This is a genomic window from Halomonas sp. S3-1-1, assembly GCF_023757625.1.
Lineage (GTDB): Bacteria > Pseudomonadota > Gammaproteobacteria > Pseudomonadales > Halomonadaceae > Vreelandella.
Window position 1 is genome coordinate 779,543 of record NZ_JALGBZ010000002.1, and the last position, 24,916, is coordinate 804,458.

General features: G+C 62.6%; 24 protein-coding genes. 17 read left to right on the forward strand and 7 right to left on the reverse strand.

Annotated features, from left to right (window positions below; all coding sequences use genetic code 11):
* Positions 1 to 47: 47 nt before the first annotated feature.
* The 3 genes from MQW23_RS08505 to MQW23_RS08515 all read left to right on the forward strand — a co-directional run bounded on the left by MQW23_RS08505 (position 48) and on the right by MQW23_RS08515 (position 2,698).
* A complete protein-coding gene (locus tag MQW23_RS08505; RefSeq protein ID WP_252107428.1) occupies positions 48 to 851 on the forward strand; it encodes a methyltransferase domain-containing protein in 804 nt (267 codons plus the stop codon).
* Between the two features lie 50 nt (positions 852 to 901).
* Positions 902 to 1,888, forward strand: coding sequence for a methyltransferase (locus MQW23_RS08510; protein ID WP_252107429.1), 987 nt, complete (start codon positions 902 to 904; stop codon positions 1,886 to 1,888).
* 84 nt (positions 1,889 to 1,972) lie between these two features.
* Entirely contained in the window at positions 1,973 to 2,698 is a 726-nt protein-coding gene (locus MQW23_RS08515; protein ID WP_252107430.1) for an SIMPL domain-containing protein, read from the forward strand.
* Positions 2,699 to 2,707: 9 nt separating this feature from the next.
* On the opposite strand, the gene MQW23_RS08520 is transcribed toward MQW23_RS08515, so the two are convergent.
* The 4 genes from MQW23_RS08520 to greB form a co-directional block, all read right to left on the reverse strand.
* Positions 2,708 to 4,018, reverse strand: a complete 1,311-nt coding sequence (locus MQW23_RS08520; protein ID WP_252107431.1) for an arsenic transporter — start codon at positions 4,016 to 4,018, stop codon at positions 2,708 to 2,710.
* Positions 4,019 to 4,024: 6 nt separating this feature from the next.
* Positions 4,025 to 4,441: an arsenate reductase (glutaredoxin) gene (gene arsC, locus MQW23_RS08525; RefSeq protein ID WP_252107432.1), complete on the reverse strand. Its 417-nt coding sequence runs from the start codon at positions 4,439 to 4,441 to the stop codon at positions 4,025 to 4,027.
* A complete protein-coding gene (locus MQW23_RS08530) occupies positions 4,438 to 4,797 on the reverse strand; it encodes an ArsR/SmtB family transcription factor (protein WP_252107433.1) in 360 nt (119 codons plus the stop codon). Before MQW23_RS08530 ends, arsC begins: the two co-directional genes overlap by 4 nt.
* An 83-nt stretch (positions 4,798 to 4,880) precedes the next feature.
* Positions 4,881 to 5,414: a transcription elongation factor GreB gene (gene greB, locus MQW23_RS08535; RefSeq protein WP_252107434.1), complete on the reverse strand. Its 534-nt coding sequence runs from the start codon at positions 5,412 to 5,414 to the stop codon at positions 4,881 to 4,883.
* A gap of 185 nt (positions 5,415 to 5,599) precedes the next feature.
* On the opposite strand from greB, the gene MQW23_RS08540 reads away from it, so the two are divergent.
* The 9 genes from MQW23_RS08540 (at position 5,600) to MQW23_RS08580 (ending at position 13,462) form a co-directional block, all read left to right on the forward strand.
* Positions 5,600 to 6,241, forward strand: coding sequence for a TRAP transporter TatT component family protein (locus MQW23_RS08540; protein WP_252107435.1), 642 nt, complete (start codon positions 5,600 to 5,602; stop codon positions 6,239 to 6,241).
* Between the two features lie 80 nt (positions 6,242 to 6,321).
* Complete coding sequence (locus tag MQW23_RS08545; protein WP_252107436.1) at positions 6,322 to 7,011, forward strand: NUDIX domain-containing protein; 690 nt, start codon at positions 6,322 to 6,324, stop codon at positions 7,009 to 7,011.
* The gene (locus MQW23_RS08550) at positions 7,004 to 7,450 is read left to right on the forward strand and encodes a DUF1249 domain-containing protein (RefSeq protein WP_252107437.1); all 447 of its coding nucleotides are present in this window, start codon (positions 7,004 to 7,006) and stop codon (positions 7,448 to 7,450) included. The genes MQW23_RS08545 and MQW23_RS08550 overlap by 8 nt, the downstream gene beginning before the upstream one ends.
* Complete coding sequence (locus tag MQW23_RS08555; RefSeq protein ID WP_252107438.1) at positions 7,450 to 8,187, forward strand: metallophosphoesterase; 738 nt, start codon at positions 7,450 to 7,452, stop codon at positions 8,185 to 8,187. Before MQW23_RS08550 ends, MQW23_RS08555 begins: the two co-directional genes overlap by 1 nt.
* A gap of 183 nt (positions 8,188 to 8,370) precedes the next feature.
* The gene (gene cysD / locus MQW23_RS08560; protein WP_252107439.1) at positions 8,371 to 9,333 is read left to right on the forward strand and encodes a sulfate adenylyltransferase subunit CysD; all 963 of its coding nucleotides are present in this window, start codon (positions 8,371 to 8,373) and stop codon (positions 9,331 to 9,333) included.
* Between the two features lies 1 nt (position 9,334).
* Positions 9,335 to 10,768, forward strand: a complete 1,434-nt coding sequence (gene cysN, locus MQW23_RS08565) for a sulfate adenylyltransferase subunit CysN (RefSeq protein WP_252107440.1) — start codon at positions 9,335 to 9,337, stop codon at positions 10,766 to 10,768.
* A 210-nt stretch (positions 10,769 to 10,978) separates the two neighbouring features.
* Positions 10,979 to 11,542, forward strand: coding sequence for a type 1 glutamine amidotransferase domain-containing protein (locus MQW23_RS08570; protein WP_252107441.1), 564 nt, complete (start codon positions 10,979 to 10,981; stop codon positions 11,540 to 11,542).
* Positions 11,543 to 11,604: 62 nt separating this feature from the next.
* Positions 11,605 to 12,675 carry an App1 family protein phosphatidate phosphatase gene (locus tag MQW23_RS08575; protein ID WP_252107442.1) on the forward strand — a complete coding sequence of 357 codons (1,071 nt, stop codon included), beginning with the start codon at positions 11,605 to 11,607 and terminating at the stop codon, positions 12,673 to 12,675.
* Positions 12,676 to 12,787: 112 nt separating this feature from the next.
* A complete protein-coding gene (locus MQW23_RS08580) occupies positions 12,788 to 13,462 on the forward strand; it encodes a zinc metallopeptidase (RefSeq protein ID WP_252107443.1) in 675 nt (224 codons plus the stop codon).
* Between the two features lie 3 nt (positions 13,463 to 13,465).
* Here MQW23_RS08580 and cmoB read toward each other — a convergent pair whose 3' ends face one another.
* Positions 13,466 to 14,479 (reverse strand): tRNA 5-methoxyuridine(34)/uridine 5-oxyacetic acid(34) synthase CmoB, encoded by a 1,014-nt coding sequence (gene cmoB, locus MQW23_RS08585; RefSeq protein ID WP_252107444.1) that lies wholly within the window; start codon positions 14,477 to 14,479, stop codon positions 13,466 to 13,468.
* 1 nt (position 14,480) lies between these two features.
* Positions 14,481 to 15,224: a carboxy-S-adenosyl-L-methionine synthase CmoA gene (gene cmoA / locus MQW23_RS08590; RefSeq protein WP_252107445.1), complete on the reverse strand. Its 744-nt coding sequence runs from the start codon at positions 15,222 to 15,224 to the stop codon at positions 14,481 to 14,483.
* 104 nt (positions 15,225 to 15,328) lie between these two features.
* Here cmoA and pgi point away from each other — a divergent pair, with 104 nt between their 5' ends.
* The 5 genes from pgi (at position 15,329) to serB (ending at position 24,437) form a co-directional block, all read left to right on the forward strand.
* Positions 15,329 to 17,020, forward strand: a complete 1,692-nt coding sequence (gene pgi, locus MQW23_RS08595) for a glucose-6-phosphate isomerase (RefSeq protein WP_252107446.1) — start codon at positions 15,329 to 15,331, stop codon at positions 17,018 to 17,020.
* A gap of 148 nt (positions 17,021 to 17,168) precedes the next feature.
* Positions 17,169 to 19,064 carry a DNA topoisomerase IV subunit B gene (gene parE, locus MQW23_RS08600; RefSeq protein WP_252107447.1) on the forward strand — a complete coding sequence of 632 codons (1,896 nt, stop codon included), beginning with the start codon at positions 17,169 to 17,171 and terminating at the stop codon, positions 19,062 to 19,064.
* 139 nt (positions 19,065 to 19,203) lie between these two features.
* Positions 19,204 to 21,174 carry a methyl-accepting chemotaxis protein gene (locus MQW23_RS08605; protein WP_252107448.1) on the forward strand — a complete coding sequence of 657 codons (1,971 nt, stop codon included), beginning with the start codon at positions 19,204 to 19,206 and terminating at the stop codon, positions 21,172 to 21,174.
* 82 nt (positions 21,175 to 21,256) lie between these two features.
* Complete coding sequence (gene parC, locus MQW23_RS08610) at positions 21,257 to 23,503, forward strand: DNA topoisomerase IV subunit A (protein WP_252107449.1); 2,247 nt, start codon at positions 21,257 to 21,259, stop codon at positions 23,501 to 23,503.
* Between the two features lie 4 nt (positions 23,504 to 23,507).
* Positions 23,508 to 24,437 carry a phosphoserine phosphatase SerB gene (serB, locus tag MQW23_RS08615; RefSeq protein ID WP_252107450.1) on the forward strand — a complete coding sequence of 310 codons (930 nt, stop codon included), beginning with the start codon at positions 23,508 to 23,510 and terminating at the stop codon, positions 24,435 to 24,437.
* 77 nt (positions 24,438 to 24,514) lie between these two features.
* On the opposite strand, the gene MQW23_RS08620 is transcribed toward serB, so the two are convergent.
* Entirely contained in the window at positions 24,515 to 24,901 is a 387-nt protein-coding gene (locus MQW23_RS08620; protein WP_252107451.1) for a Na+/H+ antiporter subunit G, read from the reverse strand.
* Between the last annotated feature and the right edge of the window lie 15 nt (positions 24,902 to 24,916).

The following is a 24,916-nucleotide window of genomic DNA, read 5'->3' on the forward strand; positions in this document are numbered from 1 at the left end:
TGAATCGGCTCGTCGGAATTTATGCAGTCAAACTATGTACTTGGACTATGCACTCACATTATGAATTGACCGGGGCGGGCGATCGCTACTTCGACGGCATGACCGAGAAGTTCTCCCGCGCGCTCTATCACGCCCCGCGCGGCGAGCTGCGCCTGAAAATGCTCGATCACCTGCTGCCGGACATGCTGACCCTCGAGGCCCAGCCGGTGCTTGACGTTGGCGGCGGCCTTGGCCAGCAGGCGGCCTGGTTCGCCGAGCGCGGCCACCGGGTAACGCTGGCCGAGCCTTCAGGCGACATGCTCGACTACGCCCGGCGCTGGCACGCCGAGCGCGACGCGATTTTTGACGGCGCCATCCAGTACCTTCAGGCCCCGCTTCAGGCGCTGGCGCTCGAGGCGCCCGGCCCCTGGCCTTTAATCACTTGCCACGCGGTGCTCGAGTGGCTGGGCGAGCCGCAAGTCGCGATCAAAACGCTGGCCGGGCTGCTGGCCCCCGGCGGCCAACTGAGTCTCATGGTGTTCAACCGCGACGCGCTGCGCTTTTCCAACGCCGTGAAGGGGAACCTGGAAAAGGCGCTCAGCGACCGGCTCGAAGGCAAAGGTAAGCGCCAGCGGCTGACGCCGATCTCGCCGGTGACGCACGAACAAATCAGTGCCTGGGCCGAAGAGAACGGCCTTTCGCTCTCACAGGCGGCGGGTATCCGCATCTTTCAGGACTACCTGCGCAAGCCCCCGGTCAACGAGGCGGAGCAGGCCACGCTTTTGGCGCTTGAAAAAGCGTACTGCCGCGCCGAGCCGCACTGGCGGCTGGGGCGCTATTTGCTCTACACGTTGACCAAACCATTGACCTAATCAGTGATCAAGACAGTGACCAAGACATTGACCCAACCCGAGGCCGATTCATGAGTGCCCAACTTCCCGCTTGCCAGCTTCTACAGCGCTACTACGGCGATCAAACTGCGCTGTGCCCGGTCGCCCCAGGGAGCGACGAGTGGCTCGTTCAGCAAAGCGCCAGCATGGTCAGCGACAGCGTCGCCCTGCGCGATGTCTGGCAGGCCCACCAAAAGGCGGCGTTTAGCCCGTTCGCGCCAAATATCGAACTCGACGGCCAGGTGGCGCTGTTCTGGCCCAAGGCGCATCAGCTCGGACTTTGGTGGCTCGACTGGCTCTGCCAGGTGCTGCCCGAAGGCACCGCCGTCGATATCGTCGGCGAGCATCAGGGCGGCATCAAGCGCGTGCCCAAGTGGCTCGATGAGCGTGGCTTGACGTGGGACAAGCTCGATAACGCCCGGCGCTGCTCGCTTTACTCCACGCGCACCAAGATGCTCAATGATCCGGACGCCGCCTGGACGACCTTCGCTGCCGGTGAGCTGACGCTTGCTAGCCACCCAGGCGTGTTCGGCCACGGCAAGGTGGATGAGGGTACCACGCTGCTGCTCGAAGTCCTCGATGCGCGCGGGTTCAAAACGCCGCTGCGCGTACTCGACATGGGCTGCGGCGACGGCATCATCACCGCTTGGCTTGCCAAGCGCGGCTGTGAGGTGACAGCCGTCGACGTCAGCGCCTTCGCGGTTCAGGCGACCGAGCGGACGCTTGCGGCCAATACGCTCTCGGCGCGGGTGCTCGAAAGCGACGTCTACTCGGCCATCGACAGCGAGCGTTTTGATCTGATCGTCAGCAACCCGCCGTTTCACCAGGAGCGCGATATCAGTTACGGGCCGAGCGCCCGGCTGATCGAAAAGGCCCGCGAGCACCTTACCCCGCGCGGCGAGCTCGTGCTGGTGGCCAACGGCTTTTTGCCGTACCCAGAGCTTTTAAAGCGCGCGATGGGCGAGTTCGAGACGTTGGCGGATAACCGCCGCTTCAGGGTCTACCGTGCGGGAGCGTGATTTTTAGGCGCCTGCGCGGCGCTTTTGAGCCATTCGGCGGTCCAAGAGCGATCGGAACGTGTTAAACCCTGTAAGGAGTGACGCATGGCGTTGAAAACGCGCGGTATCGGAGCGCTGGCAAGCGCGGTGGCGCTGGGCGGGCTGGTCGCCCTGGGCCTTGGCTGGGGCGGTAGCTACCTGAAAAGCGCCGCCGAGGTCTGGCAGCACTCGTCGCGCAGCGTCACCGTACGCGGGCTCGCCGAGCGGGAGGTGCCCGCCGACCTGGTGCTCTGGCCGCTCAACTATACGGTTACCGCCAACACCCTGGCCGAGCTCGAGCGCCGGCTTTCCGAGGACGAGGCGCTGGCGCGCGATTTTTTGGCTGAGCGCGGCTTCGATTCTGGCGACATCAGCATGACGCCGGCGCGCATCACCGACCAGTACGCCAACACCTACGGCGGCGAGCGCCCGGACGAGCGCTTTAGCGCCGAGGCGACGCTTTTACTGCGCACCGAGCGAGTAGAGGAGGTCATCGAGGCGGTACCCGAGGCGACGCGACTGGTGCGCGACGGCGTGCTGCTCTCGCCGAGCTACGAGTACCGCACCGAGTTTCTGTTCACCGGGCTCGATGCGATCAAGCCGGAGATGATCGCCGCGGCCACGGCGGATGCCAGAAGCGCCGCTCAGCAGTTCGCCGAGGACTCCCAAAGCGCGGTGGGCGGTATCACCAGCGCCACCCAAGGCTACTTTTCGATCGAGGATCTCGACAGCTACACCCCGCAGATCAAGCGCGTGCGCGTGGTCACCACCGTCGACTACGCCCTTGAGTAGCTACTAGCGTCAGCCCGCCGGTAGCCTTGGTAACCACAGCGCCAGCGCCAAAAGCGTTGCCAACAGCACCGGCGGGGTGATCAAAAGCCCTACCTTCATGTACTGCCCCCAACCGATTCGATACCCCTTGCCCGCGAGCACGTGCAGCCAGAGCAGCGTCGCAAGGCTACCGATGGGCGTAAACTTCGGCCCCAAGTCGTTGCCGATGACGCTGGCGTAGATCATGAGTTCCTGGGTCAGTCCTGGAAGCTCGGCCTGGTCGATCGCCAGCGCCGCCACCAGCGTGGAGGGCATGTTGTTCATCACTGACGCCACGAGGGCGACCAAAAAGCCGGTGCCCACCGTGGCCACTAAATGGCCTTGCCGCGCCAGCCACTCCAGCGCCTTTACGCCGTGGTCAGTGAGACCCGCGTTACCCAGCCCGTACACCACCAGATACATGCCCAGCGAAAACAGCACGATTTGCCACGGCGCGCCGCGCAGCGCGTGAGTAACGGACACGCTGGCTCCCTGGCCGCCTCGCCACCAGCGCCCGGCCAACACCATCAACGAAAGCGCTGCCGCGCCGGTGACCAGCGCAATGGGCACGCCCAGCGGCGCAGTGACGAAATAGGCCGCCATGAGCAGCGCCAAAAGCGGAAACGCGGCCTTGAACACCAGCGGGTCCTTCACCGCCGCGTGCGGCGCTTCGAGCTTTTCCACTGAATACCTGGCCGGTATCCGGCGCCCGAACGCGATCCAGAGCACGCCCAGCGTGGCCGCAAGCGATACCAAATTGACCGGCACCATGACCTGGGCGTAGCGGTCGAAACCGATGCCGAAGTAGTTGGCGGTGACGATGTTGACCAAATTGGAGATCACCAGCGGTAAGCTCGTGGTGTCCGCGACGAACCCGGTGGCGATAATGAAGGCCAGCGCCGCGGGGGGCGAAAAATCAAGGCGCAGTAAAATCGCGATCACAATGGGGGTAAGCAGCAGCGCCGCGCCATCGTTGGCGAAAAAAGCTGCGATGAACGCGCCCAGCACGACCACCAGCGGAAACAGCAGATGCCCCCGGCCATTGCCCCAGCGCGCCACGTGAAGCGCCGCCCAGGCGAAGAAGCCGGCCTCGTCGAGCAAAAGCGAAATGATGATCAGCGCCACGAAAGTGAACGTCGCATCCCAAACGATGGCCCAGACGACACCCACGTCCGTTAGCCCAACCACACCGGTCGCCAGCGCCACCAGCGCCCCGCCCAGCGCGCTCCAGCCAATGCCAAGCCCCCGGGGCTGCCAGATGACCAGAATCAGCGTGGCGATAAAAATCGCAAGTGCCACCATATAGGCCTACTCGCTGGCTTTGAAAGAGGTGGTCACTCGCTCGCCGTCCTCTTTCGTGAAGGAAGCGACGGGGCGCGCGAGAAGCGCCAGAACGCGCTCGGAGGGGCGGCAAAGCTGCGCGCCCTTGTCGGTCACGACGATGGGGCGATTGATCAAAAGGGGGTGTTCGATCATGGCGTCGATCAGCGCCGCGTCATCGAGGGCGGGGTCGTCCAGGCCAAGCTCTTTACACAGTGTCTCCTTTGCACGCAGCAGTTCGCGCGCAGAAATGCCCATCTGAGCGATCAAATCACAAAGTCGTTCGCGGCTGGGCGGCGTTTTCAAATACTCGATCACCTCGGGGTGTTCGCCGCTGGCGTGCATGATGGCCAGCGTGTTGCGCGAGGTACCGCAAGCGGGGTTATGGTAGATCAGGGACGTCATGGTGTTGGCTCCTTCGTTGAGGGCGATGAACAGGTCGTTAGGGTATCGATGAGCGGCGCGCAGAGGGCGGGGTCGCCGTTGCAGCAGTCGCCGATCAGGAAAGCGACCACGCGTTGCATATGGCCAGGGCTTGCGCGATAGATGATCGAACGGCTTTCGCGGTGCGAACTGACCCAGCCCGCCCGACCGAGTATCGCAAGGTGGGCTGAGAGCGTGTTGTGGGGCACGTTCAGCCGCCGGGCGAGTTCTCCCGCCGCTAGGCCCTCGGGCTCGTGACGTAGCAGCAGACGCAGAGCCTCCAACCGAGTGGGCTGGGCGAGCGCGCTAAAACTTGAGGTGGCATCGTTTATTTCCATGTGTCCAGTATTATGGACATATTATGCGTTGGCAAGCATGTCATTGAATGTTCACGAACCGATGGCGCGGTTCGCGTTTGTAGTCAGGGGTTGGCGTAGCGAACGCCAGTCACGGTGTAGAACGCCTCGCCGGTGGGCGTCTGGACGGTGATCTCATCGTCTTCTTCCTTGCCCAGCAGCGCCTTGGCCATGGGCGAGTCGACGCTGATCCAGCGCTTTTGGGTGTCGATCTCGTCGTGGCCGACGATACGAATATCGAGCGCTTCGCCGTCGTCATCTTCGAGGCTGACGAAGGCGCCGAAGAAGACCTTGTCGGTGTTCGCCGGCAGGCGGTCGACCACCTGCAGCTCGTCGAGGCGCTTGGTCAGGTAGCGGATGCGCGCGATCACCCGGTTGAGCTCTTTCTTGTTATAGGTGTAGTCGGCGTTTTCCGAACGGTCGCCAAGCGCGGCGGCTTCGCCCACTTTGGTCGAAAGCGCCGGGCGCTTCACCCGCGAAAGGTGGTCGAGAATACCGCGCAGGCGCTCGGCGCCCTGAGCAGTGATCAGGTTGCTCTTGGGCTCCTGGCGCGGGTCCTTGGCCGGGTCGCGCCAGCGGGTCATGTTGCGGCCTTTCATCGCGATTCACTCCTTGCGTGTTGGTGCCCAAGCTTAATCGAAAGTGTTGATGCGCCCAATCGCATTATCCTGGGCAAAGCGCTGGCGAGTCATTCAAACGTTCGTTACATTATTCGACAGGGCGCCCGTTTGGGCCGCCCGATGGCTGCCTCGATCAGGCAATAAAAACAACCAAGGAGCTTTTCATGCGCACGCATACTTCTCGCTGGCTGCTGGCATTGACCCTTGGCGGGGCGCTCGCGCTTTCGCCGCTCACCGTTAGCGCCTACCAGGACGAACTCTTTTCGCTCAAAAACCGCTGGGAGCATACCGTGACGGAGCTTCCGGCGAACCAGCGCCAGAGCACGCTGGAGGCTTTGAGTGATGAAGCCGAGACGCTTGCCAGCCAAAACCCCAATGAGGCGGATGTGCTGGTGTGGCAGGGCATCATTTTGGCGTCCTACGCGCGCGAACGCGGTGGGCTCGGGGCGCTGGGCACCGCCAAGGAGGCGCGGGCCGTGCTCGAGCGTGCCATCGAGCTCGACCCCCAAGGGAGCAACGCCTCGGCCTACGTGACGTTGGGCGCGCTCTATGACCGCGCGCCGGGCAGGCCGCTGGGTTTCGGTAACAGCGACACCGCCGAGCGCATGTTCCAGCGCGCGCTCGAAATCCGCCCGGACGGGATCGACGTCAACTTCTACTACGCGGCGTTTCTAAAAGAAGAGGGCGACACCCAGGGCGCCCGCGAGTACGCCACCCGCGCGGTGGAGGGCACCGCCCGCGAAAACCGCCAGCTTTCCGATGAGGCGCTGCGCCGCGAAGCCCAGGCCTTTCTCCAGACGCTGTAAGCCCGCGCTAACGCGCCCAAATTGGCATTCCCGGCACCGAGCATTGATAATAGAGCGATTGTGCCAACCGGGAGTGCCTTATGGCGTCCAGCCTTACGTCGCCGCAGGCGAGCAAGCTTGCGGCCCCCGAACTCACACGTGCCGATGTCGAGCTCGAGACGCGGGAAACGCTCTATCAAGGGTTTTTCCGGCTCGAGGCGCTGACGCTGCGCCACCGTCTTTTCGAGGGCGGCTACAGCACCACCATGCGCCGCGAGATTCATAGCCGTTTCGACGCGGTGGGTGTACTGTTATATGACCCGCACCGCGACGCGCTGGTGCTCGTCGAGCAGTTTCGCGCCGGCGCCATCGATGACCCGCGCTCGCCCTGGAAACTCGAGCTGGTGGCGGGGCTGGTCGAAAAGAACGAGTCCCTCGAGGACGTCGCCCGGCGTGAATCCCAGGAAGAGGCGGGTTGCAAAGTGGGCGCGCTGACCAAACTTCACACCTACTATCCAAGCCCCGGCGCCTGCAACGAGCGAGTCACGCTGTTTTGCGGGCTGGTCGACACCGTCGGCATGGGCGGTATTCATGGCCTTGATGAAGAGCACGAGGATATCCGCGTTCACGTGGTCAGTTTTACCGATGCCTGGGCGCTTTTGGAGCAGGGCCGACTCGATAACGCCATGTGCCTGATCGGGCTTCACTGGCTGAATGGCCAGCGCGCCTCGCTGCGCGCCACTGCCAAGGCCCCCGCGACCCACGAATTCGAAAGGAGCGAAGATGGCTAGAGCCGCCTACGTCACCGACCTTAAATCTCTGCAAGGGGAGTGCAGCGCCAACTACGCGCGCCTGCTGCGGCTGGTGGGCGATATGGACGCCGGCCAGCAGCGCGATATCACCCTGCACAGCGACGGGCGGGAGCTTGGTGTGCTGCACCTGGCCGTGCTGGAGCAGGCCCCTTACACCACGATGGTCGAGGTAACCCAGAGCGGGCCGCTCGACGGCGTGCTGGACGGGCCCAAAATGCGCGTGCACCTCTATCACGACGTGCGCATGGCCGAGGTCACCGACTTTCAGCGCGAGCGCCACTTCAACGGGCGCTACCGCTACCCCAATGCCAAAATGCACCAGCCGGATGAGAAGCTGCAGCTCAACCGTTTTCTGGGCGAGTGGCTGGCCCACGGGCTGACCCACGGCCACGCCTACGATATCCCCGAGTATCCTTGATGCGCCTGATCCAGATCACCGACGCCCACCTTTACGCCGATAAACGCGCGCGCTCGCGCACCGGCGTCCCTTGGCGTCAGTTCGAGCGCGTGCTGGAGGCGGTCATCCGTGAGCGCCCGGACGTTGTGCTTTTAAGCGGTGACGTCAGTCAGGACGAAACGCTGGCCTCCTACCAGCACGCCTGCAACGCACTGGCGCGCCTGCCGTGCCCCTGGTTCTGGATTCCCGGCAACCACGATCAAGTCGAGTTCATGGCCGAGTGTCACCCGCTTTTGAGCGAGGTCGAGCTCGGCGAGTGGCGACTTCTGCTGCTCGATACCCAGGTTGAAGGTAAGCCTCATGGGGAGCTGGGTGCCGAGCAGCTCGAGGCGCTCGTCGAGCGGCTCGAATCGAGCGAGCAGCCCACGGTGATCGGCCTGCACCACCCGCCGGTCGACGTGGGCGCCGCGTGGATGGACGCCATCGGTCTATTCGACCGCGACGCCTTCTGGCAGGCGCTCGAGCGCTTTCCTCAAGTTCACCTCGTGCTGTTTGGCCACGCCCACCAGGCCTTCGCGCAAACACGTACGCTTGGCGATCACGTGGTCTCGGTGTATGGCTGCCCCGCGCTGGCGGATCAGTTCATGCCCGGCGCCCTCGAGTTCGCCGTCGACCAGGCCTCGAGACCCGGATACCGGGTAGTGGAGCTTCGCACCGCTGGCGAATGGCAGACCTGGATCGAGCGAGTCGGCATGTAGATCACACCGTTTCGCGCTCGTCTTCTCATGCGCCTATAGTGTTTTAAAGAATAAAAAGATAGTTATTAATTCTTTCAGGTTATTACTTTTCGGCGTTACCCTACCCGCAGTGACGATCATCAGGCAAACACCGTTTGCAGGCACCGTTAGCGAGCACCCCGGTGCTTAGAGAGGGAGTAGGCAATGACCCAGATTACCGCTGCGCCGGTCGATGAACGGCGCACGCCCACCGTGGCGATCGACAGTGCGCGCCAGACGCACCTCAAACAGCTCGAAGCCGAATCGATCCATATCATTCGCGAAGTCGCCGCCGAGTTCAGCAATCCGGTGATGATGTACTCCATCGGCAAAGACTCCTCGGTCATGCTGCACCTGGCGCGCAAGGCCTTCTACCCGGGCCCGCCGCCGTTCCCGCTTTTGCACGTGGATACCACCTGGAAGTTTCGCGAAATGATCGAGTTTCGCAACCGCATGGCCAGTGAAGCGGGCATGGAGCTTTTGGTGCACACCAATGAAGAGGGGCGGGCGGCGAACATCAACCCCTTCGATCACGGCAGCGCCAAGTACACCGACATCATGAAGACCCAGGCGCTCAAGCAAGCGCTGGACAAGTACGGCTTCGACGCCGCCTTCGGCGGGGCGCGCCGTGACGAAGAGGCCTCGCGGGCGAAAGAGCGGGTCTACTCGTTTCGTGACAAGTATCATCGCTGGGATCCCAAGAGCCAGCGCCCGGAGCTTTGGAACACCTATAACGCCAAGGTCAACAAGGGCGAGTCGATTCGCGTTTTCCCGCTTTCCAACTGGACCGAACTCGATATCTGGCAGTACATCTATTTGGAGTCGATCCCGATCGTACCGCTTTACTACTCCGCCCCACGCCCGATCGTCGAGCGCGACGGTATGCAGGTAATGGTCGATGACGAGCGCCTGCCGCTGGAACCGGGTGAAGTGCCGGAGCAGAAATCCGTGCGTTTTAGAACGCTGGGCTGCTACCCGCTGACGGGGGCGGTGGAGTCCACGGCAGCCACGCTTCCCGAGATCATCCAGGAGATGCTGCTGACGCGTACCAGCGAGCGCAGCGGCCGGGCGATCGACCGCGATCAGGTCGGGTCGATGGAGAAGAAAAAGCGCGAGGGGTACTTCTAACATGGCACACCAGTCGAATTTGATCGCCGACAACATCGAGCAGTACCTGCAGGAGCATGAAAACAAGGACCTTTTGCGCTTCATCACCTGCGGCAGCGTCGACGACGGCAAGTCCACGCTGATCGGGCGGATGCTTCACGACTCGCAGATGATTTTCGAGGACCAGCTCGCCGCGATCACCCAAGCGTCCAAAACCAGCGGCACTACCGGTGACACCGTGGACCTGGCGCTTTTGGTCGATGGGCTGCAGTCCGAGCGCGAGCAGGGCATCACCATCGATGTCGCGTACCGCTTTTTCTCCACCGACAAGCGCAAGTTCATCATCGCTGATACGCCGGGCCACGAACAGTACACCCGCAACATGGCCACCGGCGCCTCCACGGCGAGTCTGGCGGTGATTTTGATCGACGCCCGCTACGGCGTGCAGACCCAGACCAAGCGCCATAGCTTCATTGCCGACCTGCTCGGTATTCAGCACCTGGTGATCGCGGTCAACAAGATGGACCTGGTCGATTTCTCGGAAGAGCGCTTCAACGAGATCAAGCGCGAGTACCAGCAGTTTGCCACCAACCTGAACGCTCCGGACATCCGCTTCGTGCCGCTGTCGGCGCTGACCGGCGACAACGTGGTGAACAAAAGCGCGCAGACGCCCTGGTACTTCGGCCCCGGCTACGAGTCCCGCACGCTGATCGAGCTTCTGGAAAGCGTTGAGCTAACCCAGGACCAGAATCTGACCGATCTGCGCCTGCCGGTGCAGTACGTCAACCGGCCCAATCTCGACTTTCGCGGTTACTGCGGCACGCTCGCCGCAGGCATTTTGCGCCCGGGCCACCGCGTGAAGGTGCTGCCCTCGGGCAAGACATCGTCTGTCGAGCGCATCGTCACTTATGATGGCGATCTGAGCGCCGCCTACCCGGGCCAGGCGATCACCGTGACACTCGACGACGAGATCGATATTTCCCGCGGCGACTGGCTGGTGGATGCGCACGCCGATATCGCGCTTTCCAACGCGTTCAAGGCGGACATCGTGTGGATGCACGAAGACGCGCTCACGCCGGGCAAGCTTTATGACTTCAAGCTCGCCACCCGAGATCTCTCGGGCCAGGTGCGCGCGATCGACTATCAGGTCGATGTCAATACGCTGGCGCAGTATCCGGCCGAGCAGCTCGAACTCAATGCGATCGCCCGCTGCGAAGTCGAGCTCACTGCGAGCATTCCGCTCGATGACTACCGCTCAAGCCCGGGTACCGGCAGCTTCATCATCATCGACCGGCTGACCAACGTCACCGTCGGGGCTGGCATGATTCGCGGCGTGGCTGCCCAAAACGAGCAGGATCAGGGCACCGACTGGGCCGCCTTCGAGCGCGATTTGAACGCGCTGGTGCGTAAACACTTCCCGCACTGGGACGCCCGCGACGTCAGCAAGCTGTTTTAACGCAAGCAGGCGCTCGTTTCAGGCGCTAAAGCCGGCCCCGTTTTTGCACAGGGCCGGCTTTTTTTGTACAACTTATAACGAGGTGGTGGCGCGGTTTAAGTGGTTTGAGCGCTTGACGATTGTACAGGATGAGCCACACTTGATAGGCGTTGTAGGAGATGGCGCAACGCAGTGTCACCAAGGTACGTTCATCACGAAAAGGAGAGCACGATGAGTCAAGCACTGAATGGTAAACGCGTCGCGATTCTGGCCGCGGACGGTTTCGAAGAGTCCGAGCTCAGCGTGCCGCGCGCGTCGCTGCAAAAAAATGGCATCGAAGTTCACATCGTGACGCCGGACGGCAAAGGCATCCGTGCCTGGGCCGAAACCGAGTGGGGCGATACCTACGAGGCCGACAAGGCGTTATCGGACGTTTCCGAGTCCGACTACCATGCCCTGATGCTGCCGGGCGGTCTGTTCAACCCGGACGAGCTTCGCACCAACGACGACGCGTTGAGCTTCGTCAAGGCGTTCTTCCAGGCCGGTAAACCGGTCGGCGCGATCTGCCACGCACCCTGGATTTTGATCAACGCAGGCGTGGTCGACGGTCGCAAGATGACCTCGGTACCCAGCATCGCTCAGGATCTGAAAAACGCCGGCGTGAACTGGGTCGACGAAGCCGTCGTCTGCGACGAAGCGCTGGTCACCAGCCGTACGCCGAAAGACCTCGACGCCTTCTGCTCCAAGCTTCTCGAAGAAATTCAGGAAGGCAAGCACTCGGGCCAGCACGCCTGATGCCATGGTATAGCCCGTGGGCAAGCTTCGTTAAGCGGCTTGTCCACGTTGTCGCCAAGCCCATGAAGCGCGATAGTGGCCGCGGGGGGATGGTCGTTCATCCTTACCGCGGCTACGGTTCGCAAAAGGAAGTCTTCGTCATGGGCCGCGTCTTTCGACAGGCGGCACTCGGCCGCGCCATTCCCCGGCGCGGCATTTTACGTGATACCGCTGACGTGGCTCGACGCATTTTTCGCCGCGGCTTCAAGGAGGCGCAGGTCGAAATTTGTATCGGTGAAAACGCGCTGTCGCTGATCACCGATCGCGATGGCTATTTCGACGCTCATATTCCCATTGAACACGATCTTCCCATCGATGTGTCCTGGCATCGCGCCGATATTCTCGTGCGCGCCGAAGGGCACCCGCCCATGCGCACCAGTGCGGAAGTTTACGTCCCGCCGCCGGAAGCGGATCTGCTGGTGATCAGCGATATCGACGATACCGTCATGTTCACCGGCGTGGCGGAGAAGCTGAAGATGCTTTATCGGCTGTTCGTGCGCAAACCCCACCGTCGTACCGCGTTTCCCGGCGTCGCGTCGCTCTATCAGTCGCTCTATCGCGGCAAAAGCGACAAGGCCGAGCGGCCCATTTTGTACGTTTCCCGCGGGCCCTGGGCGATTTACGAAATGCTCGAAACCTTTTTCCAGCTCAACCGCATTCCGGTCGGGCCGATTCTGTTTTTACGTGAGTGGGGTATTTCTTGGCGCAAACCCTGGCCGCGTAAGGCCGAGGATCACAAGCGTGCCTTGATCGACCGCATGCTGACGCTTTACGACGACATGCCCTGCGTGCTGATCGGCGACAGCGGCCAGCACGATCCTGAAGTTTACACTGAGGTCGTCAAGGCCTATCCCGGGCGCATCAAGGCGGTCTATATTCGCCGGGTGGATAAGGATCCCAAGCGTCAGGAAGCGATTCAGCGCCTGCGCGACGAGCTCACAGGCAGCGACTGCGACCTGATCCTCGCCGCCGACAGCGTCCTGATGGCCGAGCACGCTTACGAGCAGGGCCGCATCTCCGCCCGCGGGCTCGAGGCGGTCAAGCGCGACGTGCGAGAGCATCGCAAGGAAGAGGCAGAGGAAGCGAGCCTGTAATCCCCGTCAGTAAAAGTCGCAGCAGCTTTGCACACTAACCACCGCCAGTGCACACCAGGCGCGGTCATGGTACAACGGTCAATCACCCAGCGGCTGACTTGGAAATCCGACCATGATCGTACTGTTGATCGCGCTGGCGCTGGCTATTTTTCTCCTGCCCAACCTCTGGGCGCAATGGGTATTAAAGCGCCACACCAAAGGGCGCAATGACTACCCCGGCACCGGCGCCGAACTTGCCAGCCATCTTTTGCGCCGCTTCGATTTGAACGGTGTCGGTGTGGAAGTGAGCGAACAGGGCGATCACTACGATCCGATCGACCGCGTGGTGCGGCTCTCGCCGGATCACTTCAACGGCCGCTCGCTTACCGCCGTAACGGTGGCCGCTCACGAGGTGGGCCACGCCCTACAACATGCCGAGGGCTATGCGCCGCTGATTGCCCGAAGCCGTATGGTCGGCGTGGCGCAAAAAGCCGAGAAACTCGGCGCGCTGTTGATGATGGCCGCGCCGTTTCTGTTTCTTCTCACGCGCCTTCCCGGCGGGCTCGCGGCCGTAATCGCCGTTGCGGTGATCAGCTTTGGCACCGCCGCCGTAGTGCACCTGGTCACGCTGCCGGTGGAGTTCGACGCCAGCTTCAACCGAGCCCTGCCGCTTTTGAAAGAGTATGTCCCGCCTTCTGACATGAACGGCGCCCGCCACGTGCTCACCGCCTGCGCGTTCACCTACGTGGCGGCATCGCTTGCCAGTATTCTGAATCTGGGCCGTTGGCTAATGATTCTACGCCGCTGAGTGTTAGCCTGACTTATTGGCAATGATCACCGCACGACGCGGGGCCGAGTAGCCTTCGATGGTGCGCGTTTGGTCCTCGGGGTCGAGAAAATCCGCCAACGACTGATAGGTCATCCACTCGGTGGAGCGCTGCTCATCGAGGCTCGTCGGCGATTCATCGACGACACGCACGTTGGTGAACCCGCAGCGTTCGAGCCAGTGGCATAACGCTTTCGAAGAGGGCAGAAAGTAGACGTTGGGCATCGCCGCGTAGCGCTCGCCGGGAACGAACACCGTCTGCTCGTCGCCTTCCACCACCAGGGTTTCCAGCACCAGCTCGCCGCCGGGAGCCAGCGCGGCTTTTAGCTGGTTGAGATGCTCGAAGGGCGAGGCGCGGTGGTACAGCACCCCCATGGAAAAGACGGTATCGAAAAACCCCAGGTTTTCCGGCACGTCCTCGATGCCCACCGGAAGGAAGTGGGTGCGGTTGCCATCGGCGTCGCCAACGAAGTGGCGCACCGCCTGAAACTGCCAGTAAAACCGCGGCGACGGGTCGATCACCAGCACGAAAGCCGCGCCCGCGCCGGCCATGCGCCAGGCGTGATAGCCGCTGCCACCGCCGACATCCAGCACCTTGCGATATTGAAGATCCGACAGGTGCGGCGCCACGCGCTGCCATTTCCAGTCCGAGCGCCACTCGGTGTCGATGTCGATGCCGCCCAGCGTGAACGGGCCCTTGCGCCAGGGGGCGAGCTTCTTTAAAAGGTTAAAGCACTGGCGGCGCTGGCTTTCGTCGAGCGCCACGTCCACGATGAGCGAATCGGCGTTGAGATCGACCGTTCGCGCTTGGGGCAGGGGCGGCAGCTTTTTGACCGCTTTTTCCCAGGCGGAAAGATCGCCATGGCGCTTTTTATCCAGGCCCTGGGCGAGCTGCTCGGGCAGGCGCGCAAGCCAAGGGAGTAGAGCGTCGTTTTGGGCGGCCTGGTCGAGAAATGCCCGGTAGAGCGCCTGGTGGTCGTCGGGTAGCGGGGTGGCCACGTTAGCCCTCCTTGAACGCGATCAAGGAGGCGAAGTTCAGGTACTGAAACCAGGTCACCGCGCGGGGGAAGCCCGCCTTGGAAAGCCGCTCGTGCAGGCCGTCGAGGCTGTCGGGAATCAGCACGTTCTCGAGCGCGGTGCGCTTTTGGCTGATTTCCAGATCCGAGTAGCCGTTGGCGCGCTTGAAGTCATGATAGCGCTCGACCCGCCAGGCGTTGTCGCGCTCGTCCGGGTCGATGGTTTTTTCGGACAATATGAGCACGCCGCCGGGTTCGAGCGCCGCATAGAGGCGCGCCAGCAGCGCGTCTCGATCCTGAGGCGGCAGGAACTGCAGCGTGAAGTTCAGGATGACCATGCCTGAGCCTGTATACTCGAGGGTTCGAATATCCTCTTCGAGCACCGTCATGGCGTGTTCGGGGCACTCGGCTTCGAACGTCTGGCGCGCTTTTTCCACCATCGCTGGCGACACGTCGACGCCGGTATAGCGAAACGCATCGGCGGGCAGGGCGCCGGCGAGCGCCAGGCCCGAGGCGCCCAGCGAGCAGCCCAGATCATACACGTGGGCGCCGTGGCGCAGGTGGCGCTTTGCGATCAGGCCAAGCATTCCCAGAATCTGGCCGTACCCCGGTACTGACCTTCGAATCATGTCGGGAAAACAGGCCACTACCTGTTCGTCGAAAGAGAAACGCGCCACGCGGTCAAGGGGTGTCGAAAAGATGGCGTCACGGTAAGATGCGGTACTCATGGGCAAGCCAGGATCAAAAGTGGAAGGGGACGTAGTTTACGCCCCCGCGCTTTGACGCGACAGTCCTGGGCTTTCGGATACCCGCCAAAAAGAGGGAAACGGCTTTGGCACAACACGACACACCCGATACGCTGCCCGCCTGGCAAACGCTCCAGCAGCACGCGCAAACGCTGAAAACGATGCACCTGAAGGATTTGTTCGGCGACCCAAACCGCTTCGAGTCGTTTAGCCACGAGGTGCACGGGCTCACGCTCGATCTCTCTAAGCAGCGCTTTGACGACGACACCCTGGTGCACCTGCTGGCGCTGGCCGATGAGGCGGGCGTACCCAGTGCCATCGAGGCGCTGCTGAGCGGCAAACGGGTCAATCTTAGCGAAAACCGCCCGGCGCTTCATACTGCGCTGCGCCTGCCAGTGGAGGCCACCCTCGACGTCGAGGGAGAAGACGTCGTGGCCTGTGTTCATGAAAGCCTGAATCAGATGGAGCGGCTGGTCCAGCGCCTCCACGCCGGCCAGTGGCGCGGGGCGACCGGCAAGCCGATTCGCCACGTGGTGAACTTGGGCGTTGGCGGCTCGGACCTTGGCCCCTTGATGGTCACCCATGCGCTGGCGGATTACCGGCCCGCGGACATCCACCCGGTGGACGTGCACTTCGCCTCGACCATGGACGGCTCGCAGCTCGCCGACTATCTGGCCCGCTTCAATCCGGAAACCACGCTGTTCATTTTGTCGTCGAAATCGTTCACTACCATCGATACGCTCTCCAACGCCAACACGGCGAAGGACTGGCTTTTAGGGCGGCTTTCCGAGCACGATGATATGGCCGGCGCCAAACCGGTGAGCGCGGAGCTCATCGTTCGTCAGCACTTCATCGGCGTCTCGGCGAGCCCGGAGAAAATGTGCGAATGGGGGATCGCTAAGGATCATCAGCTGATGTTTTGGGAGTGGGTGGGCGGGCGCTATTCGCTTTGGGGCACCATTGGTCTACCCATTGCGCTGATCGTCGGCATGCAGCACTTTCGCGCGCTGCTGTCAGGGGCGCACGCGATGGACAACCACTTTCGCGAGGCGCCGCTTGAACAGAACCTGCCGGTGCTGTTGGGCCTTGCCGGCATCTGGAACGTCAATTTTCTCGACATTCGCGCCCATTCAATTCTGCCCTACGACGGGCGCCTCGAGTACTTTGCGGCGTATCTCGAGCAGCTCGAGATGGAGTCCAACGGCAAGTCGGTCACGGGGCGGGGCGAGCGCGTGAACTACTCGACCTGCCCGGTGCTTTGGGGACAGCTCGGGCCCAACGCCCAGCACGCGTTTTATCAGCTGCTTCATCAGGGGACCCAGCCGGTGGTGTGCGACTTCATCGCCCCGCTCAAGCGCTACGACGACGTCGAGGACCCGGATACCCGGCGCCACTTGAAAGCGCAGCACCGGCTGTCGCTGGCCAACTGCTTTGCCCAGTCGCGGGTGCTGATGCTCGGCGACGACGCCGTCGACGAAGAGGGCGCACCGCCGGCGCACAAGCGCTATCGCGGCAACCAGCCTTCGACCACGGTGCTGATGGACGAGCTCACCCCGCATACCCTCGGCGCGCTGATCGCGCTCTATGAGCACAAGGTGTTCGTGCAGGCGGTGATCTGGGATATCAACCCGTTCGATCAGTGGGGGGTGGAGCTTGGCAAGGAGATCGCCAAGGAGACCCGCGCGCTGATGGAAGGCAAGGGCGACGTGAGCCGGCTGGACGCCTCGAGCCAGGGGCTGATTCGCGCCTTCTGGGCCGCCGAGCAAAGCGAACCCTGACCCATTCGATCGCGCATGTGGCCGGCGGCATCGTCGGTCATTCATGGCTGGATATACAGTAGTTTGCATTTACGCTATCCTGTGCCTTTTTCACCGCGCCGTTCACCCTTGCGCGGCCCAAGTACCGTTTCCCAGGAATTGATGCACCATGACCCAGTTTGACGGCTCTCAGTACGGCGCGAGTTCGATCGAGGTTCTCTCCGGGCTCGAGCCGGTACGTAAGCGCCCCGGTATGTACACCGACACCTCGCGGCCCAACCACCTGGCCCAGGAGGTCATCGACAACAGCGTCGACGAAGCGCTGGCGGGCCACGCCACGGCCATCGAGGTGGTGCTTTCAAGCGATGGCGCCATCGAGGTCAAGGATAACGGCCGCGGCATGCCCATCGACATCCACCCGGAGCACGGCGTCTCCGGGGTCGAGCTAATCCTCACCAAGCTCCACGCCGGCGGCAAATTCTCGGCGTCGAGCTACCGCTTCTCCGGCGGTTTGCACGGCGTCGGGGTTTCGGTGGTCAACGCGCTATCGCGGCGTCTGGAGGTCGAAGTCACCCGCGACGGTGCCCGCCACGCCATCGCCTTCGAGCACGGCGAAAAGGCCGAGGAGCTTCACGAGATCGGCAAGGCTGCCAAACGCGCCACCGGTACGCTGGTGCGCTTCTGGCCCGACGAAAGCTACTTCGATAGCCCCAAACTCGCGCTTGGCCGATTGAAACACCTGCTGCGCGCCAAGGCGGTGCTTTGCCCCGGGCTTGCGGTAACGCTGGTCGAGCCCGATGGCACCAAGACCGAGTGGGCCTACGCGGACGGGCTGCGTGATTATCTCGCCCAGGCCACCGATGGCTATGAGGTGCTGCCGGGTGAGCCCTTTGTGGGCCACTTCAGCGACGATGAGCACGGCGTCGACTGGGCGATCCAGTGGCTGCCGGAAGGCGGCGAGGCGCTGCTGGAAAGCTACGTCAACCTGATTCCCACGCCCCAGGGCGGCACCCACGTCAACGGCTTTCGCTCCGGGCTTTTGGACGCGCTGCGCGAGTTCTGCGAGTACCGAAGCCTGCTGCCGCGCGGCATCAAGCTCACCGCCGACGATCTGTGGGAGCGCGCCTCCTTCGTGCTCTCGGTCAAAATGCTCGACCCGCAGTTCGCCGGCCAAACCAAGGAGCGGCTCTCGTCGCGGACCATTTCCGCGTTCGTCTCCAACGTGGTCAAGGACGCCTTTTCGCTGTGGCTCAATCACCACGTCGACCAGGCCGAGCAGCTTGCCGAGCTCGTCATCAGCGCCGCCCAAAGCCGCCAGAAAAAGGCCAAGAAGGTCGCGCGCAAGAAAGTGACGTCAGGCCCGGCGCTGCCCGGCAAGCTCGCCGACTGCTCCGGTCAGGACCCATCGCTCAGCGAGCTGTTTTTGGTCGAGGGTGACTCCGCCGGCGGCAGCGCCAAACAGGCGCGCAACCGCGAAACCCAGGCGATTTTGCCGCTGCGCGGCAAGATCCTGAACACCTGGGAGGTCGAGACCCACGACATCTATGGCTCCCAGGAAGTGCACGACATCGCCGTGGCCATCGGCGCCGACCCGGGCAGCGCCGATCTCGAGAAGCTGCGCTACCACAAGATCTGCATTCTCGCCGACGCCGACTCCGACGGGCTGCATATCGCCACGCTTTTATGCGCGCTGTTCGTCAAGCACTTCCCATCGCTGGTGGACGCCGGCCACGTGTTCGTCGCGATGCCGCCGCTTTACCGTATCGACCTGGGCAAGGAGGTGCACTACGCCCTGGACGAGAGCGAAAAGGCCGCCATTCTCAAAAGCCTCGCCAAAAAGCGCGGTACGCCGAACGTTCAACGCTTCAAGGGCCTGGGCGAAATGAGCCCGCTGCAGCTTCGGGAAACTACCATGGCGGTGGAGACCAGACGGCTGGTGCAGCTCACCCTGACTGATGGCGACGGGACTCTGGAGATGATGGACATGCTGCTGGCCAAAAAGCGCGCCAGCGATCGCAAGAAGTGGCTGGAAGATTACGGCAATCTTGCCGAGATCGAGGTGTGATATCGCTCAAAATGGACGTATTAATGCTTGATCCTCTTGGGTAAGCGAGCCATCCGCCAATATAGAATACGGCTGGGTGCTCATACGAAAGTATGGGGGCGCATACCAACGATATTGGCGGGAAATAAGGGGAACAGCTTTGCTTAAGACGATTTCCAGGCAGCTAACGTTTGCCGCGGTGGTACTCACACTCCTGATGGCCGCGGGGATTTATGGCGTGATGGCGTGGCGGGGGCAGCCGCTGGCCATGCAGGCGAGTAATTCACTGATCGATCAAACCGGGGGCTCGATCGTCAACGCGCTTTCCGGAGAGCTTGCCCGTGTAGAGGGCAATACGGCGAGCCTCGCCGCCCTTGCCGAGTCGCTACCGCGGGACGAAAGCCTATACCAAGCGGCGCTTCCCAACGTGATCGACGATAACGGCAACGAGGCCATCGCCGGGGGCGGCGTGTGGCCCGAACCCAACGCCTTTTTACCCGGTATCGAGCGAGCCAGCTTTTTCTGGGCGCGCAATGCAAGCGGGGGGCTTGATTTTCTAAATGACTACAATGCGCCGAATGCTTCGCCCTACCAGCGTGAGCCCTGGTATGAAAGTGCACGCGGCGCGGCCCCGGGCCGCTGCGTATGGTCCGAGGCGTATCGTGACCCGGCCAGCGGCGTTGCGATGGTGACCTGTAGCATCCCTTACTATCTGGAAGGTGACTTTGCCGGCGTGGCGACTCTCGACATGGAGCTCGGCGGTATCGCTGCGCTTTTGTCAGAAACAGGCGGCGCCACCGGCGGCTACGCTTTCGTGCTGGATAAAGAGCGCAACATCATCGACCTGCCCGGTATGCAGCAGACCTCGCCTGAGATGCAAAATTTACGTGACGTCGCCTCCAGCATGCCGTGGTTGGCGCCGGTTTCGACCGCGCTCGATAGCGGCGAAACGCAAATCAGCGTCGAGCGTGCGGGCATGGTCGATGAGCCGGCCGATATTCATCTATTCGATATGCCCAACACCGGTTGGACGCTGGGCCTGGTGACGCCGAGCGAGCGCGTGACGGCGCTTTCGCGCACGCTAACGCGTGACTTGCTGCTGTTTATCATGCCGCTTTTGGCGCTGTTGCTGTTCGCCGGCTGGCTGGGCGGGCGCGCGCTGATCGCTCAGATCCGCAGTACCACCCGCCAGATCGACCAGTTGGGGCAAGAGGGGGCGAATCGCGCGCTGACGATTCATCGTGAAGACGAAATAGGTCAGCTTCGCCACGCGGTAAACCGCTACGCTGAGAAGCTTCAGCATCTGTTTAGCGATGTACGCACCGTCGCCGACGCCATTGCTAGCGAGTCCACTGAGATCGCCGCAGGCAACGTCGAGCTTTCCAGCCGCACCGAGCAGCAGGCGGCATCGTTGCAAGAAACCTCGTCCACCATGGAAGAGATGGCGGAAACCGTGAAGCGCAACGCAGACAACGCAGGCAAAGCCGAAGAGCGCGTGAAAGAGTCTGCCACCCGGGTCAAACGCGGCGGTGAACAGGTATCGCGGCTGGCGAACTCGATGCAGTCGATCAACGAAAGCTCCGGCGAAATTGCCTCAATTGTCGAGGTGATCGAAAACATCGCGTTTCAGACCAATATTTTAGCGCTGAATGCCTCGGTCGAGGCCGCGCGCGCCGGCGAGCACGGGCGAGGGTTTGCCGTGGTCGCAAGCGAGGTGCGCCAGCTGGCATCGCGCAGCGCCGCGTCAGCGAAAAGCATTAACTCGTTGATCAAGAATACCTCCGAGCAAATTGCCTCGGGCAGTGGCTACGCCCGCGAAGCGGAATCGGCGATGAATGAGATCATTATCGCCATCGACGAAGTGTCATCGCGGATTAGCGAAATCAGCCAGGCATCGAGCGAGCAGACCAGCGGGATCGACGAAATCAATCGAGCAGTAACGCAGATGGACAGCGTGACTCAGCAAAACGCGGGTCTCGTCAATCAGGCAGCCGGCGCGACCAACGAGCTTTCAGGCCAGGCGCAGCGGTTAAAAGCCCTGCTTGACGAGTTTCACGGCACCGCCACTCAGGCGTTCGGTCACGACGATGACGCCGCGGACGGCGCTGCTCGACATTATCAATTAACATGACGCGCCGGTTTACCCGGCGACGTCCACGCTCATTTGCCGCCCTGAGCAGGGCGGCCTTGTTGTCAGCCAGGGTATGAATCATATGGATATTCAGGTAGCGGAAGGCGACGTCGAGCGCCTCTCCCTTCGCGACTACACCGAAAAGGCGTACCTCGACTACTCGATGTACGTGATTCTCGACCGGGCGTTGCCGAATATCGGCGACGGCATGAAGCCCGTGCAGCGGCGTATCATCTACGCCATGCGCGAGCTTTCTCTCAACGCCAACGCCAAGTACAAGAAGTCTGCCCGCACCGTGGGCGACGTGCTCGGCAAGTTCCATCCCCATGGCGACAGCGCCTGTTACGAGGCCATGGTGCTCATGGCGCAGTCGTTCAGCTACCGCTACCCGCTGGTGGACGGCCAGGGCAACTGGGGTAGCCCCGACGACCCTAAATCCTTTGCCGCGATGCGCTACACCGAGGCGAAGCTCTCCAAATTCGCCGACGTGCTGCTCTCGGAGCTTGGCCAGGGCACCGTCGAGTGGGCGCCCAACTTCGATGGCACCATGCAGGAGCCGGTGGTGCTGCCGGCGCGCTTGCCTCATGTACTGCTCAACGGCGGCACCGGCATTGCCGTGGGCATGGCCACCGACATTCCGCCGCACAACGTTAGTGAAGTGGTCGAGGCGACCTGCCATCTGCTGCGCAATCCGAAAGCCACCACCGCGGACCTGATGGAATTCATCCCCGCGCCGGACTTTCCCACCGACGCTGAGATCATCACCCCGGCGGCGGATCTGCGTAAGCTCTACGAGGCCGGCCGCGGGTCGGTGAAGCTTCGCGCGCGCTACGTTCGCGAAGAGGCGAACATCGTCATCACTGCGGTGCCGTACCAGGTGAGCGGCGCCAAGGTGCTCGAGCAGATCGCCGCCCAAATGCAGGCCAAAAAGCTGCCCATGGTGGCGGATCTGCGCGACGAGTCGACCCACGAGGAGCCCACACGCTTGGTGATCGAGCCGCGCTCGAGCCGGGTAGATGTCGAATCCTTGATGGCGCACCTGTTCGCCACCACGGACCTCGAAAAAAATGTTCGGGTGAACATGAACGTGATTGGTCTCGACGGCCGCCCGCGGGTGATGCCGCTACCGGACATGCTTGGGGAGTGGTTGACCTTTCGCCGCGCCACCGTGAGACGGCGGCTCGAGCACCGCTTGGGTAAGGTGGAAGAGCGCCTGCATATTCTCGAAGGGCTTTTGACCGCGTACCTGAACCTGGACGAAGTGATTCGCATCATCCGCGAGGAGGACGAGCCCAAGGCCGCGCTGATCGAAGCGTTCGCGCTGACTGAGCGCCAGGCCGAGGCGATTCTCGAGCTTCGCTTGCGCCATCTGGCCAAGCTCGAGGAGATGAAGATTCGTGGCGAGCAGGACGCGCTCGAAAAAGAGCGTAAGACGCTCACCGGCGTGCTGGGCAGCGACGCCAAAATGACCACGCTGATCGAAAAGGAAATTCGCGCCGCTGGCAAGGAGCACGGCGATGCCCGTCGCTCGCCGCTGGTCGAGCGCGCCGAGGCGAAAGCGCTTTCTGAAGTAGAGCTTTTGGGCGCTGACCCGATCACCGTAGTGGTGTCCGAGAAGGGCTGGATTCGCGCCGCAAAGGGCCACGATATCGACCCCGCCGGGCTCTCGTTCAAAGCCGGCGACCGCTACCAACTGGCCAGCCGAGGCAAGACCAACCAGCCGCTGGTGCTACTCGATGATACCGGGCGCGCCTACACGCTCTCCGCCCACAATCTACCCAGCGCTCGTGGCCAGGGCGAGCCGATCACCGGGCGCGCCAACGTCGCCGCCGGCGCGCAGATGGCCGGCATGATGCTCGCCCCGCCGACCCAGCGCTACGTGCTGGCAAGTGACGGCGGCTACGGCTTCGTGGCAACGCTTAATGATCTCACCGGCAAGAACAAGGCCGGCAAGGCGGTGCTCAGCCTGCCCAAGGGCTGCGCCGTCATGCCCCCAGTGGCGGTGCCGGAAGGCGAGGCACTGTGGGTGGGGCTGGTCTCCAACGAAGGGCGGCTGCTGCTGTTCCCGTTGGAGCAGCTACCACAGATGAGCAAGGGCAAGGGCAATAAGCTGCTCGATATTCCCGGCGCCCGCGCCGCGCGGCGCGAAGAGTTCGTTCGCGACGTGGTGGTGCTGGCGGAAACCGCCGAGCTCATCATCCACGCCGGCAAGCGCAAGCTCACCTTGAAGAGCGCCGATCTGGCATACTATCGCGGCGAACGCGGGCGCCGGGGCAGCAAGCTCCCCCGCGGTTTTCAAAAAGTGGATCGGCTAGAGGCAGGGGAGTAGCCACATGGCACGTAGCGAAAAACGCCTGACCGTACTGGCGCCGGTACTGACACCGGCCATCGAATCGGAAGTGGCCGCGCTGATGGCGCGCTTTGAGCTCACGGAGCAAAGCGTCACCCGCCTGGCGAGTCAGAAGGATGGAGCCGCGCTGGACGCTCTCGAATACGTGGTAGAGGCTCCCGTGGCGCAGGATGACCCGCAGTGGCAGGCGCTCAGACACGCCGCACTCGCGGTCAGCGAAGCGCACCCGGTGGATATTGTGTTGTTTGAGGCCGGCGAGCGCTCGTTCAAGCTCGTCTGTTTCGACATGGACTCGACGCTGATCAAGGCCGAGGTGATCGACGAGCTGGCCAAGCGCCACGGCGTGGGCGAGCTGGTCGCCGAGGTGACCGAGCGCGCCATGCGCGGCGAGCTCGACTTCAAGGCGAGCTTTCGCGAGCGCATGGCCAAGCTCGAGGGTCTGTCCGAGACCGTGCTCGAAAGCATCGCTTTGGAACTTCCGCTCATGGACGGCGTCGAGCGGCTGATGAAGAACCTTAAGCGCCTGGGCTATCGTACCGCGATTCTCTCCGGCGGCTTTACGTACTTCGCCCGTCATCTTCAAACACGTCTGGGCTTTGACGAGATTCACGCCAACGAACTTGCAATACGTGAGGGGCTGGTCACTGGCGAGACGAGCGAGCCGATCGTCGATGCCGAGCGAAAGGCGGTGCTGCTGGAAGAGATCGCCAACCGCGAAGAGTTGTCGCTTGCCCAAACCGTGGCGGTGGGCGACGGTGCCAACGACCTGAAGATGCTCGCCAAGGCCGGCATGGGCGTGGCCTATCACGCCAAGCCCCTGGTGCGCGCCGAGGCGCGCCAAGCGGTATCGACGGTAGGGCTTGACGGGCTTTTATACCTTCTGGGCCACGCGGAAGACGCGCTGATGCGCTAACCAACGCTGAACGGCTCATGAAAAAAGCGGCGCCTCGAGCGCCGCTTTTTCGTTTTCGCGAAAGGGGGAAGGCTTTTCTAGCCGTGGCCTTTATCCGGATGCGGGACCGGCTTTTTGCCCACTTCCTCGTCGCGCAGCTCGAATGGCACGCCGCCAGTTTTTTTGGCGTGCTTCAAGCGCAGGTGCAGGCCGGTCTTGGCCAGCAGGTGGGCGCTGACCGGCGCGGTGATGAACAAAAACAGCGTAATCAGCATCTCCTGAATGTCGATATGGCCATCCACGCCCCAGAAGTAGCCCATCGAGGCGACCAGCATACAGCCGATGCCCAGCGTCGAGGCTTTAGTGGGGCCGTGCAGGCGCATGTAGAAGTCTCGCAGGTGCGCCATGCCCAGTGATCCGATGAACACGAACACGCCGCCGGTCACCAGCATGAGCGACACCAGCGCTTCGGCTATAAAGGCCATATCAGCGCTCCTTGT

Coding starts and splice junctions, on each gene's coding strand:
- parC (WP_252107449.1), top strand. CDS start 21,257: ATGGATATTCAGGTAGCGGAAGGCGACGTCGAGCGCCTCTCCCTTCGC.
- MQW23_RS08570 (WP_252107441.1), top strand. CDS start 10,979: ATGAGTCAAGCACTGAATGGTAAACGCGTCGCGATTCTGGCCGCGGAC.
- arsC (WP_252107432.1), bottom strand. CDS start 4,441: ATGACGTCCCTGATCTACCATAACCCCGCTTGCGGTACCTCGCGCAAC.
- cmoA (WP_252107445.1), bottom strand. CDS start 15,224: ATGAGTACCGCATCTTACCGTGACGCCATCTTTTCGACACCCCTTGAC.
- MQW23_RS08505 (WP_252107428.1), top strand. CDS start 48: ATGCACTCACATTATGAATTGACCGGGGCGGGCGATCGCTACTTCGAC.
- MQW23_RS08550 (WP_252107437.1), top strand. CDS start 7,004: ATGGCTAGAGCCGCCTACGTCACCGACCTTAAATCTCTGCAAGGGGAG.
- greB (WP_252107434.1), bottom strand. CDS start 5,414: ATGAAAGGCCGCAACATGACCCGCTGGCGCGACCCGGCCAAGGACCCG.
- MQW23_RS08540 (WP_252107435.1), top strand. CDS start 5,600: ATGCGCACGCATACTTCTCGCTGGCTGCTGGCATTGACCCTTGGCGGG.
- cysN (WP_252107440.1), top strand. CDS start 9,335: ATGGCACACCAGTCGAATTTGATCGCCGACAACATCGAGCAGTACCTG.
- cysD (WP_252107439.1), top strand. CDS start 8,371: ATGACCCAGATTACCGCTGCGCCGGTCGATGAACGGCGCACGCCCACC.
- MQW23_RS08510 (WP_252107429.1), top strand. CDS start 902: ATGAGTGCCCAACTTCCCGCTTGCCAGCTTCTACAGCGCTACTACGGC.
- MQW23_RS08545 (WP_252107436.1), top strand. CDS start 6,322: ATGGCGTCCAGCCTTACGTCGCCGCAGGCGAGCAAGCTTGCGGCCCCC.
- serB (WP_252107450.1), top strand. CDS start 23,508: ATGGCACGTAGCGAAAAACGCCTGACCGTACTGGCGCCGGTACTGACA.
- MQW23_RS08515 (WP_252107430.1), top strand. CDS start 1,973: ATGGCGTTGAAAACGCGCGGTATCGGAGCGCTGGCAAGCGCGGTGGCG.
- MQW23_RS08555 (WP_252107438.1), top strand. CDS start 7,450: ATGCGCCTGATCCAGATCACCGACGCCCACCTTTACGCCGATAAACGC.
- MQW23_RS08530 (WP_252107433.1), bottom strand. CDS start 4,797: ATGGAAATAAACGATGCCACCTCAAGTTTTAGCGCGCTCGCCCAGCCC.
- parE (WP_252107447.1), top strand. CDS start 17,169: ATGACCCAGTTTGACGGCTCTCAGTACGGCGCGAGTTCGATCGAGGTT.
- MQW23_RS08580 (WP_252107443.1), top strand. CDS start 12,788: ATGATCGTACTGTTGATCGCGCTGGCGCTGGCTATTTTTCTCCTGCCC.
- MQW23_RS08620 (WP_252107451.1), bottom strand. CDS start 24,901: ATGGCCTTTATAGCCGAAGCGCTGGTGTCGCTCATGCTGGTGACCGGC.
- MQW23_RS08575 (WP_252107442.1), top strand. CDS start 11,605: ATGAAGCGCGATAGTGGCCGCGGGGGGATGGTCGTTCATCCTTACCGC.
- MQW23_RS08520 (WP_252107431.1), bottom strand. CDS start 4,018: ATGGTGGCACTTGCGATTTTTATCGCCACGCTGATTCTGGTCATCTGG.